The sequence below is a fragment of the Pseudomonas sp. Au-Pse12 genome, assembly GCF_021341665.1.
GTDB lineage: Bacteria > Pseudomonadota > Gammaproteobacteria > Pseudomonadales > Pseudomonadaceae > Aquipseudomonas.
Map to the genome: position 1 here is coordinate 635,726 of NZ_JAJTTH010000003.1, position 17,126 is coordinate 652,851.

Genomic DNA, 17,126 nt, shown 5'->3' on the forward strand with positions numbered 1-17,126 from the left:
TGGAAGGGTGAAAAATCCGCGCTGGCGCTTTATAGTGGCCGACCTCCGTTTCATCAAGTAGCCGAGCCCCATGTCCGAGCCACGCAAGATCCTCGTCACCAGCGCCCTGCCCTATGCCAATGGTTCCATCCACCTTGGCCACATGCTTGAGTACATCCAGACCGACATGTGGGTGCGCTTCCAGAAGCATCGCGGCAACCAATGCATCTATGTCTGCGCCGACGACGCACACGGCTCGGCGATCATGCTGCGCGCGGAAAAGGAAGGCATCACCCCGGAGCAACTGATCGCCAACGTCCAGGCTGAACACAGCGCCGACTTTGCCGATTTCCTGGTGGACTTCGACAACTTCCACTCGACCCACGCCGAAGAAAACCGTGAGCTGTCGAGTCAGATCTACCTCAAGCTGCGCGACGCCGGGCACATCGCCACGCGCTCCATCACCCAGTATTTCGACCCGGAAAAGAAAATGTTCCTGGCCGACCGCTTCATCAAGGGCACCTGTCCGAAATGCGGCACTGAGGACCAGTACGGCGACAACTGCGAAAAATGCGGCGCCACCTATGCCCCGACCGATCTGAAGGATCCGAAGTCGGCAATCTCCGGCGCCACCCCGGTGCTCAAGGATTCCCAGCACTTCTTCTTCAAGCTGCCGGACTTCCAGCAGATGCTGCAAGGCTGGACCCGCAGCGGCACCCTGCAGGACGCCGTGGCCAACAAGATCGCCGAGTGGCTGGATGCCGGCCTGCAGCAGTGGGACATCTCCCGCGACGCGCCGTACTTCGGCTTCGAGATCCCGGACGAGCCGGGCAAGTATTTCTACGTGTGGCTGGACGCGCCGATCGGCTACATGGCCAGTTTCAAGAACCTCTGCGCACGTCGTCCGGAACTGGACTTCGACGCGTTCTGGGGCAAGGATTCCAGCGCCGAGCTGTACCACTTCATCGGCAAGGACATCGTCAACTTCCACGCCCTGTTCTGGCCCGCCATGCTTGAAGGCGCCGGCTACCGCAAGCCGAGCGGCATCAACGTCCACGGCTACCTGACGGTCAATGGCCAGAAGATGTCCAAGTCCCGTGGCACCTTCATCAAGGCCCGCACCTACCTGGAGCACCTGTCGCCGGAATACCTGCGCTACTACTACGCCTCCAAGCTGGGCCGTGGTGTCGACGACCTGGACCTGAACCTCGAAGACTTCGTGCAGAAGGTCAACTCCGACCTGGTGGGCAAGGTGGTCAACATCGCCAGCCGTTGCGCCGGTTTCATCCACAAAGGCAACGCCGGGCTGATGGTCGACAGCAATGCCGCCCCCGAGCTGACCGAGGCCTTCCTGGCCGCCGCGCCAAGCATCGCCGACGCCTATGAAGCGCGCGATTTTGCCCGTGCCATGCGCGAGATCATGGCCCTGGCCGACCGCGCCAACGCCTGGATCGCCGACAAGGCCCCATGGTCGTTGAACAAGCAGGAAGGCAAGCAGGCTGAAGTCCAGGCCATCTGCGCCACCGGTATCAACCTGTTCCGCCAACTGGTGATCTTCCTCAAGCCGGTGTTGCCGCTGCTGGCCGCCGACGCCGAGGCGTTCCTCAACGTGGCGCCGCTGACCTGGAACGACCACCAGCACCTGCTGGCCAACCATCAGCTCAACGAATTCAAGCCGCTGATGACGCGGATCGACCCGGTAAAAGTCCAAGCCATGACCGACGCCTCGAAAGAAGACCTGACCGCCAGCCAGACCGACACCGGCGAAGCCGCGCCAGCAGGCAACGGCGAACTGGCCAAGGATCCGCTGTCGCCGGAAATCGACTTCGACGCCTTCGCCGCCATCGACCTGCGCGTCGCCCTGATCGTCAAGGCCGAGGCCGTGGAAGGTGCCGACAAGCTGCTGCGCCTGACCCTGGACATCGGTGATGAACAACGCAACGTGTTCTCCGGGATCAAGAGCGCCTACCCGGACCCGTCCAAGCTCGATGGTCGCCTGACCATGATGATCGCCAACCTCAAGCCGCGGAAAATGAAGTTCGGCATCTCCGAAGGCATGGTGATGGCCGCCGGCCCAGGCGGTGAAGAAATCTACCTGCTGAGCCCGGACAGCGGCGCCAAGCCGGGCCAGCGGATCAAGTAAGGCTGCTGGCTGGACCCCATCCCCCCGTTGCGCCCCCGCGCAACGGGGGGATTTGCATATCTGGCGGACCTGCGCCCGCGCCGGAGTTTGCCTACTCTTGAGGAACAGCCTGCCCGTATCGGCCCGACCATGACCCACTTCTTCCTCGCCCTTGTCAGCACCGCCCTGATCAACAACTTCGTGTTGCAGTGGCCGCTGGGTGTCGATCCACTGCTGCAGGCTCCGATCGGCAGTACTCGGCAGCGGGTCCACGCGCTGGGCCTGGCCACCACGGTCTTGATGCTGGTCAGCGGTGTGCTTGGCCATGTCCTCTATCGTGGCGTGCTGCTGCCTTTGGGGCTGGAATCCCTGCAGTTGTTTGTCTGGCTGCCCCTGAGCGTGCTGCTGATCAAACCGCTGTTGCAGCAGCTGTCCCGGGCCTTGCCCAGTGTTCCGTTCGACGGCCTCTGGCCCTTGCTGCTGGGCAATGCCGGCGTGCTCGGCGTGCTGCTGATTGCTACCGGGGAAAACCTCGGGCTCGTAACCCTCAGCGCCATGAGCCTGGGCGCGGGGCTGGGTTTCTGGCTGGTACTGAGCCTGTTCAGTGACCTGCGCCAGCGTATTTCCACCAACGATATTCCCCTGCCCTGGCGCGGCCTGCCGATCGACCTGATCAGTGCCGGCCTGATGGCAGTGGCGTTTTTCGGCTTCAACGGACTGATCAAAACATGAGTCTGATTCAACGCATCGATGCCCTCCTGCCCCAGACCCAGTGCGGCAAGTGCGGCCATCCCGGATGCAAGCCCTACGCCCAGGGCATCGCCAATGGCGAGGCCATCAACAAGTGCCCGCCCGGAGGCCAGGAAACCATTGCCGGCCTGGCGCAACTGCTCAAGCTGCCCGTGCTGGAACTGGACCACAGCCGCGGCCAGGCGCCGGCGCAGATCGCCCATATCCGCGAAGCCGAATGCATCGGCTGCACCAAGTGCATCCAGGCCTGCCCGGTGGATGCCATCGTCGGCGCGGCGAAGCTGATGCACAGCGTACTGATCGATGAATGCACCGGCTGCGACCTCTGCGTAGCCCCCTGCCCGGTGGACTGCATCGACATGCTGCCGCTGCCCATGGCCCAGGTGCTGCCGATTGTCGGTGGCCTGGCCAGCAGCCTCGAACAGCTGGAGGCACGCGCCGCCAAACGCGATCACGCCCGGCGCCGTTTCGAGCAGCGCAATGAGCGACTGCAACGCGAAGAAGCCCGGCGCGTGGCCGAACGCCAGGCCCGTGCCCAGCGCGCCGCCCACGCCAGCGACCCCAGCCAGAGCCCGGTTCAGGCAGCAATCGAACGCGTTCGCGCGCAAAAAGCCGCAGCCGCCGATGCGGCCTTGAAAAAAGCCAAGATCGAGCTGGCCATGAGCCGTGCCCAGTTGCACAAATCACTCAAGGCCTTCGGTCATCCACCGACCTTCGAACAACAATCGCAGTTGGTCGTCCTGCAGCGTCAGTTCGAAGCCGCCGAGCAGGCATTGGCCCAACTGGAAGCCGAGGCGCCTCCCGCGGCGGCGCCAGTGGCCAAGGACGCCGACCTCAAGCGGGCCAAGATACAGCTGGCAACGCGCCGCGCCGAACTGAAAAAGGCCCAGGCCGCAGGAGCCCCGGAGCCAGAACTGCAAGCCTTGGCCGCCGCTCTGGCAGCTGCCGAACAAGCCTTGCATGCCGCCGAAGAAGCCTGCGCAAAACCGGCTCCCGTATTGGCACGGATCGAGAAGCGCCCGATCGATGCGCACTTGCGCCAGTTGAAAACCGAGCTGGCCTACGCCCGCGCCGAGCTGAACAAACTCCAGCGTCAGGGCAACGGCAGCGCCGAACAACTGGCCCAGGCGCAGGCTCGCCTGAGTGAAGCCGAACGCCAGGTCAGCGCCCATGACGCGCCCTGAAGCCATCGACCCGCGCCTGCGCCAAGCCATGCAGCGGGTGCTGCTGGCCACGCTGCCGGGGCTGTTGGTGCTGCTGTGGCTGTATTCCTGGGGGCCGTTGCTAAACCTACTGCTGGCGGCCACTGGAGCCCTGGCCATGGAAGCGCTGGTGCTGTTACTGCGCCGGCGCCCCCTGCCACCCGCCCTCGGCGATGGCAGTGCGCTGGTCAGTGCCACGCTGCTGGCCCTGGCCCTGCCCCCCTATTGCCCCTGGTGGCTGCCGCTGAGCGCTGCGGCCAGTGCCATGCTCTTCGCCAAGCAACTGTACGGTGGAGTCGGCCAGAACCCATTCAACCCGGCCATGCTGGGCTACGCCCTGGCCTTGCTGTGCTTTCCACAATCGATGACCCACTGGCCCGCGCCCCACGCCCTGGATCTGCTCGGCGGGCTGCAACAGGTTTTCGGCCTGGGAGACAGCCTGCGGCCGGACGCCTGGGCCCAGGCCACGGCGTTGGACAGCCTGCGGATCAACAAGAGCCTGACCGTCGACGAACTCTTTGCCGGTAACCCGGCCTTCGGGCACTTCGGCGGCCGTGGTGCGGAATGGGTCAACCTGGGGTTTCTGCTTGGCGGCCTGTTCCTGCTGCAACAGCGGGTCATCAGCTGGCAGGCCCCGGTGGGCATGCTGGGCAGCCTGCTGTTGATCAGCCTGCTGTGCTGGAACGGCAGCGGTTCCGATTCCCATGGTTCGCCGCTGTTCCACCTGCTCAGCGGCGCCAGCATGCTGGGTGCGTTCTTTATCGTCACCGAACCAGTATCCGGCCCCAAGGCGGCCAAGGCCCGCCTGCTGTTTGGCATCGGCGTCGGCCTGCTGACCTACCTGATCCGCACCTGGGGCGGCTACCCCGATGGGCTGGCGTTCGCCGTGCTGCTGATGAACCTGGCAGTCCCCAGCCTGGAGCGACTGAGCACCGGGGAACGGCAGGAGCGCCCATCATGAAGACAACTCGCAGCCTGGTGCTGCTGGCGCTGCTCGGCCTCTTGGGCATTGGCGCCACCCTGTGGCTGCAGCACGCCGCCACACCGCGCATTGCAGCCGAGCAACGCGCCCTGCAGGCACGCAGGCTGCTGGACGTACTGCCCGCCGGCAGCTACGACAACCATCCCCTGGACCAGCGATTGCCGCTGGGCGATGTACAACTGAGCAACAGCCGCCTGCTGGACGGTTACCTGGCCACCCGCAATGGCCAGCCCAGTGCCGTGCTGTTGCGCAGCCAGGTCAGCGGTTACGCCGGCCCCATCGAGCTACTGATCGCCATCGACAGCCAGGGCCGCCTGCTGGGGAGCAAGCCCCTCAGACAGGACGAAACCCCGGGGCTGGGAGCGCGCATCGCAGAATGGCCCAATGCCTGGTTGCAGGTTTTTTCCGGCAAGTCCCGCCATGACCCGGGTGATGCCGCCTGGGCCTTGAAGAAAGACCATGGGCAATTCGATCAGATCGCCGGTGCCACCATCACTTCACGCGCAGTGATCAGCGCCCTGCACGATGCCTTGCGCTACTTCGACGAGCACCACGAGCAACTGCTCCCGAGAGCCCCTCATGAATAAGCCACTGTCATTGCCCGGACTGCTGATGCTCGCGCCACTGATCGGAGCCACGGACTCTTCGGTCAAAGGTATCGGCATGGCCCTGGCGTGGGTGCTGCTGATCAGCTTCTACAGCGCCGGCATGCACGTGCTGCGTCGACATATCGACGGCCAACGCCAATGGCTGGCCAGCCTGCTGCTCAGTGCCAGCCTCGGCAGTTGCCTGTGGCTGGCGCTGCAAGCCTGGAGCTATGAACTGCACCAGCAGTTGAGCCTGTACCTGGGTTTGCTGGCCTTGCAATGCGCGGTCCTGGAACATGCAGGCTTTTTCCAGCACCGCCACCAGCTAGGCCTGGCCGGCGCTTTCTGTGGTGCCCTGATTGGCCTGGGCGCGCTGCGTGAGCTGCTGGGCAGCGGCACGCTGGGCAGCCATCTGGGCTGGCTCGTCGGCTTGCCAGATAGCGGCAACGGCTGGGTCGTCCTGCCGCACGGCGGGCTGCGGCTGCTGACTCTCGCCCCTGGCGGTTTTATCCTGCTGGGTTTGCTGGTGGCCGCCAAACAGGCCTGGGCCGGCTCTTCGACCTTCAACCGACCGCCTTCGAGGAAATGAACCACCCATGAATGCTGCCAAACGCCTGGAAATCTTCCGCCGGCTACACGAAGACAACCCCGAGCCGAAAACCGAGCTGGCCTACTCCTCGCCGTTCGAACTGCTGATCGCGGTGATTCTCTCGGCGCAATCGACCGACGTCAGCGTCAACAAGGCGACCGCCAAACTCTTCCCGGTGGCCAATACCCCGGCGGCGATCTACGCCCTGGGTGTCGAAGGCCTGTCCGAGTACATCAAGACCATCGGCCTGTACAACAGCAAGGCCAAGAACGTCATCGAGACCTGCCGCCTGCTGGTGGAGCGCCACGACAGCGAGGTGCCACAGACCCGCGAAGCGCTGGAAGCCTTGCCCGGCGTCGGCCGCAAAACCGCCAACGTGGTCCTCAATACCGCTTTCCGGCAGCTGACCATGGCTGTGGATACCCACATCTTCCGCGTCAGCAACCGCACCGGGCTGGCCCCGGGCAAGAACGTGGTGGAAGTGGAAAAGAAGCTCATGAAGTTCGTGCCCAAGGAGTTCTTGCTGGACTCTCATCACTGGCTGATCCTGCATGGCCGCTACGTGTGCCTGGCGCGCAAGCCACGCTGTGGCAGCTGTCGAATCGAAGACCTGTGCGAATACAAGCAAAAGACTTCTGACGATTGAGCGAGCATTGATTTTGCCAATGAGTCGATTGAAAAAATCTTTTTTACCCGCCAGGAGAATATCGATATAAGGAGCGCCAACGGCAGTCCTAGCCTGGAGTCGACCTTATGAGTACTGACAAAGAACAACTGGACGTAGAAGACGATTTCGTCGCGGCTGAAACAGATGATGCAGAACCGGTGGTCGAAGTAGCGAAAACCAATCTGAGCAAGCGTCGAACCATCGACAACCTTCTGGAAGAGCGGCGCCTGCAAAAGCAGCTGGCCGATTACGACTTTGACCTCTAGTCACAAAAGAACCTCCAGCCGGAGGTTTTTTTGTGCCTCGGCTCCCCCGAAAACCGGGCCGGCCAGCCACCATGGCTGACCGGCTGCAGCGCTACTCAGACGAGCCCCTACTGCAACGCGCCCGTGCATGCAGACGCCTCAATGTTTCATATCAACTTATGTCGCTGCGCAAACTCGATAAGGTCGACCAATGAGCGAGCATTGAGTTTGGCTAACAGCCGACGCTTGTATGTACTGACGGTCTTGTTGCTCAAGCACAACCCTTCGGCAATTTCCTTGTTACTCATGCCATTGGTGAGTTGCTTCAATACGATCAGCTCGCGCCCTGAAAGAAGTTCGATCATCTGTGCTTCACTGCCGACACTCTGGCTTGAACGAAACGTGTGCAATGCCTCGTTGGGGAAGTAGCTGTATCCCGCCAGCACTGCCCGCACGGCACCGATCAGCTCAGTAATGTCCTGTTGCTTGCACACATAGCCGGAGGCGCCGGCCTGCATGCAGCGCATGGAAAAAGGCCCTGGAACTTGCAGGGTCAACACCAGAATCTTGATCGGTATACCTCTGGACATCACTCGACTTATAACTTCAAGCCCATCAAGTTGCGGGATTCCAATATCCAGAATCAAGATATCGGGAACATGCTCAAGAGCTAACTTCAAGGCGTCCGTGCCGTTATCTGCCTCCGCCACTACTTCAAGGCCATGACGTTCCATCAACATACGCACAGCCAAACGGACAACAGGGTGATCATCCACGATCAATACTCTTTTCATAGGTCTATCCAAGTCCTTAGAGTTTTTTAGAGCACGCACAATACCCCAGAGATTTGGCTCTGACACCATGCTATGGAGGGCCATATGCTTACGAGGAAGATCCTTACAAACAATACCGAATCGCCTTACAAAATAATCTATTTAAAAGTGGTTCAATATTCAAAAGCCATCGGATCAATCGCTAAACCAGCTACTTTTCGTACTAAATAACTGGCCACTTACAAGCCCTCCATTAACAGTTCCCGATATTGGAGCAAACGAAAACATACCGCCTCTCATCCCTCAGGCATGTTCACTATGAACCTGGGAAAAACACCCGGCACAATTATCCAAGGCAAAAAAAACCCCGCTTATCGCGGGGCTTTTTCAACCACTCAAAGATCAGACCAGAGTCCGACCCTTGTTCGCAGCAATGCGCATGCGCAGGGCATTGAGCTTGATGAAGCCTGCTGCGTCCGCCTGGTTGTAAGCACCGCCGTCTTCTTCGAAGGTGGCGATGTTGGCGTCAAACAGCGACTCATCGGACTTGCGACCGGTCACGATCACGTTGCCCTTGTACAGTTTCAGGCGCACAACGCCGTTCACGTGGGCCTGGGAAGCGTCGATCATCTGTTGCAGCATCAGACGCTCAGGGCTCCACCAGTAGCCGGTGTAGATCAGGCTGGCGTACTTGGGCATCAACTCATCTTTGAGGTGAGCCACTTCGCGGTCCAGGGTGATGGACTCGATGGCGCGGTGGGCACGCAGCATGATGGTGCCGCCCGGGGTCTCGTAGCAGCCACGGGACTTCATGCCCACATAGCGGTTCTCGACGATGTCCAGACGACCGATACCGTGCTCGCCACCGATGCGGTTCAGGGTCGCCAGCACGGTAGCCGGGGTCATTTCCACGCCGTCGATGGCGACGATGTCACCGTTGCGGTAGGTCAGTTCCAGGTACTGCGGGGTATCAGGAGCCTTCTCCGGGGAGACGGTCCAGCGCCACATGTCTTCTTCGTGCTCGGTCCAGGTGTCTTCCAGCACGCCGCCTTCATAGGAGATGTGCAGCAGGTTGGCGTCCATCGAGTACGGCGACTTCTTCTTGCCGTGACGCTCGATTGGAATACCGTGCTTCTCGGCGTAGTCCATCAGCTTCTCGCGGGACAGCAGGTCCCACTCACGCCAAGGTGCAATCACTTTCACGCCTGGCTTGAGGGCATAGGCGCCCAGTTCGAAACGCACCTGGTCGTTGCCCTTGCCGGTGGCGCCATGGGAAATGGCGTCAGCGCCGGTTTCGTTGGCGATTTCGATCAAGCGCTTGGCGATCAACGGACGAGCGATGGAAGTACCCAGCAGGTACTCGCCTTCGTAGACGGTGTTGGCGCGGAACATCGGGAAGACGAAATCACGCACGAATTCTTCGCGCAAATCGTCGATGTAGATCTCTTTGACGCCCATGGCTTGTGCCTTGGCGCGGGCCGGCTCGACCTCTTCGCCTTGACCCAGGTCAGCAGTGAAAGTCACTACTTCACAGTTGTAAGTATCCTGCAGCCACTTGAGGATCACCGAAGTGTCCAGGCCGCCCGAATACGCCAGAACGACCTTGTTAACGTCCGCCATGCCATCACTCCACGGGGTTGTACGGAAAGGCGCCAAGTCTACCGATCCACGCGGATAATTTACAGAGGCGCGACAGCTTATGACGACCAAGCGACAGATTATGTCGAGCGAGCGACGACGACAGCCGTATCAGGAAGTCGCCGCAGCACTGCTTCCGGAAGCCGCCTGAGGCGCCGGCGCCGGTTTCTCGGTGGGGGCAACCCGCTCCAGATGCACATTGACCCGGCGGTTCTTCGCCCGGTTGGCAGCATTGGTATTGGGCGCCAGGGGATAACGCTCACCGTGGAAGCGCACCACGATCTGGTTTTCTGTCAGGCCGTTGGCCTTGAAGAACTCCATCACCGCCAGGGCTCGACGACGCGACAGATCGCGGTTGGTCAGGCGGTTGCCGCTGTTATCCGAATGGCCATCGAGCTCGACGTGATTGACCGTCGGGTCGGCCTTGATGAAATCGACCATCACTTGCAGCTTGGCCTTGGCCCGGGCATCCAGGTCGATACCGCCACCGGGGAAACCGATCTCGGCCTGCTTGACCTGTTCGTAGTTCATCGGCAGCAGCTTGGCCATGCAGCTTTGGTAGTCGCCATAAGCCTTGCTGAACTTCACGGGCAACAGGCGCACCTCGGACACTCCGCCCTCGCGGGAGAAATGCCGGACTACCGGGCTGCGCCCTTCCAGCAAGCCAATGATCAAGCGTCCGGCCTGCATCTGGTTGCTGTTGAACAGCACGCCATCGGTGCCGGCCTTGACCGCCCCGAGATTGATGTCGCCACGCCCCGGCTGCCAGGGAGCAGCGGCCGCGAGCAAGGTCGCCGAGCCTCCGGCCTGCATCGGGTTGAAGCTCTTGAGACGGAAAATTGCCTGTTCACCCGCGCGGCGAACGAACTCGCCGGAACCGAAATCGGTAACCGGTTGGATCAAGCGGCACTCGAATTTGTCACCTTCGACCGTCCACTCAATGCTCTCCAGACGGGTCTGGAAAGTGAGAGCCATCGCGGGCAGGCTGGCAAACACACTGAGCAAGGCTAGATAACGCTGGCGCACGGGAGGCTCCACTGACGTGTACAACAGAAAAATCGACAGGCGTTAATACGCCATACCTTCGGGATATCGGTTGCTCGTCGCAAAACTTGATAGCGAGTGCCTGGAAGAGTCTTTTCCGGTAGCATTCCCCCGAGTTTTACCCGCCTGGAACCTCCCATGTCCGACCGCCTGACCCTGCTGCGTCCCGACGACTGGCATATTCATCTTCGCGATGGTGCCGTGTTGCCCAATACAGTCGCGGATGTCGCGCGCACCTTTGGCCGCGCCATCATCATGCCCAACCTGGTACCTCCGGTGCGCAACGCCGCGGAAGCCGATGCCTATCGCCAGCGTATTCTAGCTGCGCGTCCGGCCGGCAGCCGCTTCGAGCCGCTGATGGTGCTCTACCTGACCGACCGCACCCAGCCGGATGAAATCCGCGCGGCCAAGGCCTGTGGCTTTGTGCACGCTGCCAAACTGTACCCGGCCGGCGCGACCACCAACTCGGACTCGGGCGTGACCAGCATCGACAAGATCTTCCCGGTGCTCGAAGCCATGGCTGAAGTCGGCCTGCCGCTGCTGATCCACGGTGAGGTGACCCGCGGCGACGTCGACGTCTTCGACCGCGAGAAAATCTTCATCGACGAGCACATGCGTCGTGTGGTTGAACGCTTCCCCAGCCTGAAAGTGGTGTTCGAACACATCACCACCGGTGAAGCCGTGCAGTTCGTCAAGGAGGCCTCGGCCAACGTTGGCGCCACCATTACCGCGCACCACCTGCTGTACAACCGCAATCACATGCTGGTGGGCGGTATTCGCCCGCACTTCTATTGCCTGCCGATCCTCAAGCGCAACACCCACCAGGAAGCCCTGCTGGATGCGGCCACCAGCGGCAACGCGAAGTTCTTCCTCGGCACCGACTCCGCACCCCACGCCCAGCATGCCAAGGAAGCCGCTTGCGGTTGTGCCGGCTGCTACAGCGCCTACGCCGCGATCGAGCTGTACGCCGAAGCGTTCGAACAGCGCAATGCCCTGGACAAGCTGGAGGCCTTTGCCAGCCTCAACGGCCCGCGCTTCTACGGCCTGCCGGCCAACACCGATAGCATCACCCTGGTCCGTGAAGAATGGACCGCCCCCGCCAGCCTGCCGTTCGGCGAGCTGACTGTCATTCCGCTGCGCGCCGGTGAAAAACTGCGCTGGCGCCTGCTGGAGGATCACTCGTGAGTGACGACCATTTCGACGACGAACAAGAAGGTAGCAGCGGCGGCCCTCGCCACCCGATGGCGGCGCGCTTTCGCGGTTACCTGCCGGTAGTCGTCGACGTTGAAACCGGTGGCTTCAACTCGGCCACCGACGCCTTGCTGGAAATTGCCGCCACGACCATTGGCATGGACGAAAAGGGCTTTGTGTTCCCCGAGCACACGTACTTCTTCCGGGTCGAGCCCTTTGAAGGCGCGAACATTGAAGCGGCGGCCCTGGAGTTCACCGGGATCAAGCTCGACCATCCGCTGCGCATGGCCGTCAGCGAAGAAACCGCCCTCACCGATATTTTCCGCGGCGTGCGCAAGGCATTGAAAGCCAATGGCTGCAAACGCGCGATCCTGGTAGGCCATAACAGCAGCTTCGACCTGGGCTTCCTCAACGCCGCCGTGGCGCGCCTGGACATGAAGCGCAACCCGTTCCACCCGTTCTCCAGCTTCGACACCGCCACCCTGGCGGGCCTGGCGTATGGCCAGACCGTTCTGGCCAAAGCCTGTCAGAGCGCGGATATCGACTTCGACGGTCGTGAGGCCCACTCGGCCCGCTACGACACCGAGAAGACCGCCGAACTGTTCTGCGGCATCGTCAACCGCTGGAAACAAATGGGCGGCTGGCAGGATTTCGACGACTGAATGTCGAACATCACAGCCCCATAAAAAAACCGGCCCTGAGGCCGGTTTTTTTTGCGTAACGCCAAGCCTTACAGCTTGCCGGCGTTCTCGCTCAGGTAAGCAGCAACGCCTTCTGGCGAAGCGGTCATGCCTTTGTCGCCTTTCTTCCAGTTGGCAGGGCAAACTTCGCCGTGCTCTTCGTGGAATTGCAGAGCGTCGACCAGACGGATCAGCTCTTCCATGTTACGACCCAGCGGCAGGTCATTGACGATCTGCGAACGGACAACGCCTTTGTCGTCGATCAGGAACGCGCCACGGAAAGCCACGCCGCCTTCGGACTCAACGTCATAGGCCTTGGCGATGTCGTGCTTCATGTCAGCGGCCATGATGTATTGAACCTGACCGATGCCGCCGGCATTGATCGGGGTGTTGCGCCAGGCGTTGTGAGTGAAGTGCGAGTCGATGGAAACAGCGATCACTTCAACGTTGCGTGCCTTGAAGTCAGCCATGCGGTGGTCCAGAGCAATCAGCTCGGACGGGCAAACGAAGGTGAAGTCCAGTGGGTAGAAGAACACCAGGCCGTATTTGCCTTTGATGGCCGAGGACAGGGTGAAGCTGTCGACGATTTCGCCATTGCCGAGAACGGCCGGAACGGTGAAGTCAGGGGCTTGTTTGCCTACGAGTACGCTCATTGGATATCTCCTGGTGTGGACGTAGTAATGAAGAAGGGGATGGCCTTGAGTCTGCCACGCTGATGCGACAGCTCCATGACGCGACCCCGCTTCGCAAGGACCGACCATCATACACGGCGTTTTTGAGCTGTCCTTAGTGGTTTTTCCTCAGGCCGGCCTTCAAAGCGAAAAATGCCAATCATCTGTCATTGAATGCAAAGAAAAGCCGTTCGTCACTCCGGTAAGAATCCGCAACAAAGGTCGCCGAAACAACTTTGACAATCATTCTCGTTAACATTAAGATCCAACGCAATTGAGCCCTAACCAGCGACGGTTCTCATCTTATGTATGTCTGCCTCTGCACCGGCGTCACCGACGGACAAATTCGCGAAGCGATCTACGAAGGTTGCTGTAGCTACCGCGAAGTGCGCCAGGCCACCGGCGTTGCCAGCCAATGCGGCAAATGTGCCTGCCTGGCCAAGCAAGTGGTTCGTGAAACCCTGACCGAATTGCAGAGCAGCCAAGCAGCCATTCCCTACCCCGTGGAATTTAATGTTGCTTGATGTGCCGAATAAATAGCTGTGTTTCAAACAACCGGACCTAGAGTCCGGTTTTTTTATGCCTGTAATTCAATCGCTTAGGGGCAAAACGCGGAACACAAACATTCTTATTCCGATTAATTTTCATATATTATTCAATAACTTAGGTTTGACAGTAATGTGTACGCGGCTCAGACTCTGCCCTTATTTCACTAATTAAAGGGCAGGACCCCATCATGAAAGGCGACATTACAGTCATCCAGCATCTCAATAAAATCCTTGCCAATGAACTGGTCGCGATCAATCAGTACTTCCTGCATGCACGCATGTATGAAGATTGGGGCCTGAACAAGCTGGGCAAGCACGAGTACCACGAGTCTATCGACGAGATGAAGCATGCGGACAAACTGATCAAGCGCATCCTCTTCCTCGAAGGCCTGCCCAACGTCCAGGACCTGGGCAAACTGCACATCGGCGAACACACCAAGGAAATGCTCGAGTGCGACCTGCGTATCGAACGCACCGGCCACGCCGACCTCAAAGCCGCGATCGCTCATTGCGAATCGGTCAGTGACTTTGGCAGCCGTGAACTGCTGGAAGATATTCTTGAATCCGAAGAAGAACATATCGACTGGCTGGAAACCCAATTGGGCCTGATCGATAAAGTGGGTATCGAAAACTACCTGCAATCGCAAATGGGTGACGAGTAACTTAACGCGTAGAACCCGAACCATAAAAAAGCCCCGCTCTCACAAGAGAAGCGGGGCTTTTTTATTACGCGGATATATTCGCGTAATGATCAGAAGCAAAGGGAACATCCCAAGAATCACACAAAGATCATGTCGACTCTCGGGAAGTCCTTGCGAGCACGCTCGCTCTTACGCTTCGGTCTTGGCAGCAGCTTTTTCGGCAGCAGCCTTGATCAAGGTCTGCAACTCACCGTTGGCGAACATTTCAGCCATGATGTCGCTGCCGCCGACCAGCTCACCGGCCACCCACAACTGGGGGAAGGTTGGCCAGTTGGCATACTTGGGCAAGTTGGCGCGAATTTCCGGGTTCTGCAGGATGTCCACGTAAGCGAACTTCTCACCACAGCCCATTACGGCCTGAGCGGCTTTCGCAGAGAAGCCGCACTGCGGGGCATTCGGCGAGCCTTTCATGTAAAGCAGAATGGTGTTGTTGGCAATCTGCTCTTTAATAGTTTCGATGATATCCATGGAACACCTCGGCTGAACTTTCCGACTCTGTTGTCGGCACGGTGGCGCATTGTAACGGAATCCTGAGCGCCCTGCTCGGCCTCTCCGACAGACATCTCACGCCGCTTGCACAGTGACCGGCACCCCATTCAACGCCGCATTCCCCGACAGCGCATCGAGCTGGCGTTCATCGGTCAGATCATTGGCGCTACAGCCTGGCTGCTCGGTGGCAATGCTCATCTGCACCCCCGGTCGTCCATGCCCCCAGCCATGGGGCAGGCTCACCACCCCCGGCATCATCTCGGCGCTGGCCAGCACTTCGACCTCGACCGCGCCGACCCGAGAACTGATGCGCACCCGTTGACCATCATGCAACCCACGGCGAGCCAGATCTTGCGGATGCATCAGCAACTGATGACGGGGCTTGCCCTTCACCAGCCGATGATAGTTGTGCATCCAGGAATTATTGCTGCGTACGTGCCGACGACCGATCAACAGCAGCTCATCCTCCTGGGGCGCCTTCAGGGCAGCAAAGCGCTCCAGGTCGGCCATGATCACCGCCGGCGCAGCCTGGACCCGCCGATTCTCGGTCTTCAGGCGCCCGGCCAGATTCGGCTGCAACGGCCCCAGATCAATGCCATGGGGGTGCTCGGCCAGAGTCGCCAATGACAGCTTGAACGGCGAGGCATCGCCATAGGACCCGGTACGCAGCCCCATGTCGATCATCTGCGCTGGGGCAACCGTCGGTTTGAGCGAGCGCTCGGTTCGCGCGCAGAACGCCTTGGCCAGGCCGACAAAAATCTCCCAGTCATGCAGCGCACCTTCGGGCTTGGGCAGGATCGCCCGGTTGAAGCGACTGACATTGCGCACCGCGAACAGATTGAACGTGGTGTCGTAGTGATCATTCTCCAGGGCCGAGGTGGAAGGCAGGATCAGGTCGGCATAGCGAGTGGTCTCATTGATGTACAGGTCGATGCTGACCATGAACTCCAAACCATCCAATGCCTGCTCCAACTGCCGGCCATTGGGCGTGGACAGCACCGGATTGCCCGCCACCGTGATCAGCGCCCGCACCTGCCCCTCCCCTTCGGTAAGCATCTCTTCGGCCAGGGCCGACACCGGCAGCTCGCCGCCATATTCCGGAAGCCCGGAAACCCGGCTCTGCCAGGCATTGAAGTGCCCGCCCGAAGTCGCCGCCACCAGGTCCAGCGCCGGGCTGGTGCACAGCGCGCCGCCCACACGATCGAGGTTGCCAGTGACCAGATTGAGCAGTTGCAGCAACCAATGGCACAGCGTGCCGAAGGCCTGGGTCGAGACCCCCATGCGCCCGTAGCAGACCGCCCTGTCGGCCGAGGCGAAATCCCTGGCCAGTTGGCGGATCTGCGGCGCCGGAATGGCGCACAGGGGGCTCATGGCTTCCGCCGTGAAGCGGGAAATGGCCTGGCGCACCTCGGCCAGCCCATCCACCTGCAAATGACTGTCGCGGGTCGGCCCCTCCTCGAAAATGCTATTGAGCAGACCAAACAGCAACGCGACATCACCTCCCGGGCGGACAAACAGATGCTGGTCAGCCATTGCCGCGGTTTCGCTGCGCCGGGGATCGACCACAACCACCTTGCCACCACGGGCCTGGATCGCCTTCAGGCGCTTCTCCACATCCGGCACGGTCATGATGCTGCCGTTGGACGCCAGGGGATTGCCGCCGAGAATCAGCATGAAATCGGTGTGATCGATATCCGGAATCGGCAATAACAGACCATGGCCATACATCAGGTAGCTGGTCAGGTGCTGCGGCAACTGATCGACCGAGGTGGCCGAGAAACGATTGCGAGTCTTGAGCTGGCCGAGAAAGTAGTTGCTGTGGGTCATCAGCCCGTAGTTGTGAACGCTGGGATTGCCCTGATACGTCGCCACCGCGTTGCTGCCATGGCGCTGCTGGATGCTCGCCAGGCGCTCCGCCACCAGAGCAAAGGCCTCGTCCCATTCGATCGGTTGCCACTCATTGCCAACCCGGCGCACGGGGTGGCGCAGGCGGTCAGGATCATTCTGGATATCCTGCAGGGCCACCGCCTTGGGGCAGATGTGGCCACGACTGAAAGGGTCCTGAGGATCGCCCTTGATCGAGCTGATACGTGGAGCGCTGCCGGCTTCTTCGGTGATTTCCAGGGTCAGGCCGCAGATGGCTTCACACAGGTGGCAGGCACGGTGATGGAGAGTCTTGGTCATGGCCAGTCTCTATTGTTTGAGCGCGCACCGTTTTCGGCCGCTGGGAGCAAAAACTATGGCCGCAGCCCCGCCATGACACCAGTG

18 protein-coding genes are annotated in these 17,126 nt (G+C 60.5%); 12 read left to right on the plus strand and 6 right to left on the minus strand.

Annotation, left to right across the window (positions count from 1 at the left end; all coding sequences use genetic code 11):
• Positions 1 to 70 precede the first annotated feature (70 nt).
• From metG to LXM55_RS11390, 8 genes are all read left to right on the plus strand, one after another.
• Positions 71 to 2,122: a methionine--tRNA ligase gene (gene metG / locus LXM55_RS11355; protein WP_233320448.1), complete on the plus strand. Its 2,052-nt coding sequence runs from the start codon at positions 71 to 73 to the stop codon at positions 2,120 to 2,122.
• A 129-nt stretch (positions 2,123 to 2,251) separates the two neighbouring features.
• A complete protein-coding gene (locus LXM55_RS11360) occupies positions 2,252 to 2,833 on the plus strand; it encodes an Rnf-Nqr domain containing protein (protein ID WP_233320520.1) in 582 nt (193 codons plus the stop codon).
• On the plus strand, positions 2,830 to 4,035 hold the full coding sequence (gene rsxB / locus LXM55_RS11365; protein WP_233320449.1) for an electron transport complex subunit RsxB: 1,206 nt from the start codon (positions 2,830 to 2,832) through the stop codon (positions 4,033 to 4,035). Before LXM55_RS11360 ends, rsxB begins: the two co-directional genes overlap by 4 nt.
• On the plus strand, positions 4,022 to 5,014 hold the full coding sequence (locus LXM55_RS11370) for an RnfABCDGE type electron transport complex subunit D (protein WP_233320450.1): 993 nt from the start codon (positions 4,022 to 4,024) through the stop codon (positions 5,012 to 5,014). The genes rsxB and LXM55_RS11370 overlap by 14 nt, the downstream gene beginning before the upstream one ends.
• A complete protein-coding gene (locus LXM55_RS11375; protein ID WP_233320451.1) occupies positions 5,011 to 5,622 on the plus strand; it encodes an RnfABCDGE type electron transport complex subunit G in 612 nt (203 codons plus the stop codon). Before LXM55_RS11370 ends, LXM55_RS11375 begins: the two co-directional genes overlap by 4 nt.
• A complete protein-coding gene (locus tag LXM55_RS11380; protein WP_233320452.1) occupies positions 5,615 to 6,211 on the plus strand; it encodes an Rnf-Nqr domain containing protein in 597 nt (198 codons plus the stop codon). The genes LXM55_RS11375 and LXM55_RS11380 overlap by 8 nt, the downstream gene beginning before the upstream one ends.
• Positions 6,212 to 6,218: 7 nt before the next feature.
• A complete protein-coding gene (gene nth / locus LXM55_RS11385) occupies positions 6,219 to 6,857 on the plus strand; it encodes an endonuclease III (protein WP_233320453.1) in 639 nt (212 codons plus the stop codon).
• Between the two features lie 107 nt (positions 6,858 to 6,964).
• Positions 6,965 to 7,144, plus strand: a complete 180-nt coding sequence (locus LXM55_RS11390) for a PA3496 family putative envelope integrity protein (RefSeq protein WP_233320454.1) — start codon at positions 6,965 to 6,967, stop codon at positions 7,142 to 7,144.
• 146 nt (positions 7,145 to 7,290) lie between these two features.
• Here the strand turns inward: LXM55_RS11390 and LXM55_RS11395 are convergent, their stop codons facing one another.
• From LXM55_RS11395 to LXM55_RS11405, 3 genes are all read right to left on the minus strand, one after another.
• On the minus strand, positions 7,291 to 7,917 hold the full coding sequence (locus LXM55_RS11395; RefSeq protein ID WP_233320455.1) for a response regulator transcription factor: 627 nt from the start codon (positions 7,915 to 7,917) through the stop codon (positions 7,291 to 7,293).
• Between the two features lie 381 nt (positions 7,918 to 8,298).
• The gene (locus LXM55_RS11400; protein WP_102880745.1) at positions 8,299 to 9,516 is read right to left on the minus strand and encodes an argininosuccinate synthase; all 1,218 of its coding nucleotides are present in this window, start codon (positions 9,514 to 9,516) and stop codon (positions 8,299 to 8,301) included.
• A gap of 129 nt (positions 9,517 to 9,645) precedes the next feature.
• Positions 9,646 to 10,560, minus strand: coding sequence for a flagellar protein MotY (locus LXM55_RS11405; protein WP_233320456.1), 915 nt, complete (start codon positions 10,558 to 10,560; stop codon positions 9,646 to 9,648).
• Positions 10,561 to 10,716: 156 nt separating this feature from the next.
• Between LXM55_RS11405 and pyrC the strand changes: the two genes are divergently transcribed.
• Positions 10,717 to 11,763, plus strand: a complete 1,047-nt coding sequence (gene pyrC, locus LXM55_RS11410; protein ID WP_233320457.1) for a dihydroorotase — start codon at positions 10,717 to 10,719, stop codon at positions 11,761 to 11,763.
• On the plus strand, positions 11,760 to 12,431 hold the full coding sequence (rnt, locus tag LXM55_RS11415) for a ribonuclease T (RefSeq protein WP_011063110.1): 672 nt from the start codon (positions 11,760 to 11,762) through the stop codon (positions 12,429 to 12,431). The genes pyrC and rnt overlap by 4 nt, the downstream gene beginning before the upstream one ends.
• 68 nt (positions 12,432 to 12,499) lie before the next feature.
• Here the strand turns inward: rnt and LXM55_RS11420 are convergent, their stop codons facing one another.
• A complete protein-coding gene (locus LXM55_RS11420) occupies positions 12,500 to 13,102 on the minus strand; it encodes a peroxiredoxin (protein WP_007922432.1) in 603 nt (200 codons plus the stop codon).
• Positions 13,103 to 13,425: 323 nt separating this feature from the next.
• Between LXM55_RS11420 and LXM55_RS11425 the strand changes: the two genes are divergently transcribed.
• The gene (locus LXM55_RS11425) at positions 13,426 to 13,644 is read left to right on the plus strand and encodes a bacterioferritin-associated ferredoxin (protein WP_011063112.1); all 219 of its coding nucleotides are present in this window, start codon (positions 13,426 to 13,428) and stop codon (positions 13,642 to 13,644) included.
• Positions 13,645 to 13,856: 212 nt separating this feature from the next.
• Positions 13,857 to 14,330, plus strand: a complete 474-nt coding sequence (gene bfr / locus LXM55_RS11430; RefSeq protein ID WP_025129649.1) for a bacterioferritin — start codon at positions 13,857 to 13,859, stop codon at positions 14,328 to 14,330.
• Between the two features lie 168 nt (positions 14,331 to 14,498).
• Here the strand turns inward: bfr and grxD are convergent, their stop codons facing one another.
• Together grxD and LXM55_RS11440 are read right to left on the minus strand one after the other, a co-directional pair.
• On the minus strand, positions 14,499 to 14,837 hold the full coding sequence (gene grxD / locus LXM55_RS11435; RefSeq protein WP_007922425.1) for a Grx4 family monothiol glutaredoxin: 339 nt from the start codon (positions 14,835 to 14,837) through the stop codon (positions 14,499 to 14,501).
• Positions 14,838 to 14,933: 96 nt separating this feature from the next.
• The gene (locus LXM55_RS11440; RefSeq protein WP_233320458.1) at positions 14,934 to 17,042 is read right to left on the minus strand and encodes a molybdopterin oxidoreductase family protein; all 2,109 of its coding nucleotides are present in this window, start codon (positions 17,040 to 17,042) and stop codon (positions 14,934 to 14,936) included.
• Positions 17,043 to 17,126 lie beyond the last annotated feature (84 nt).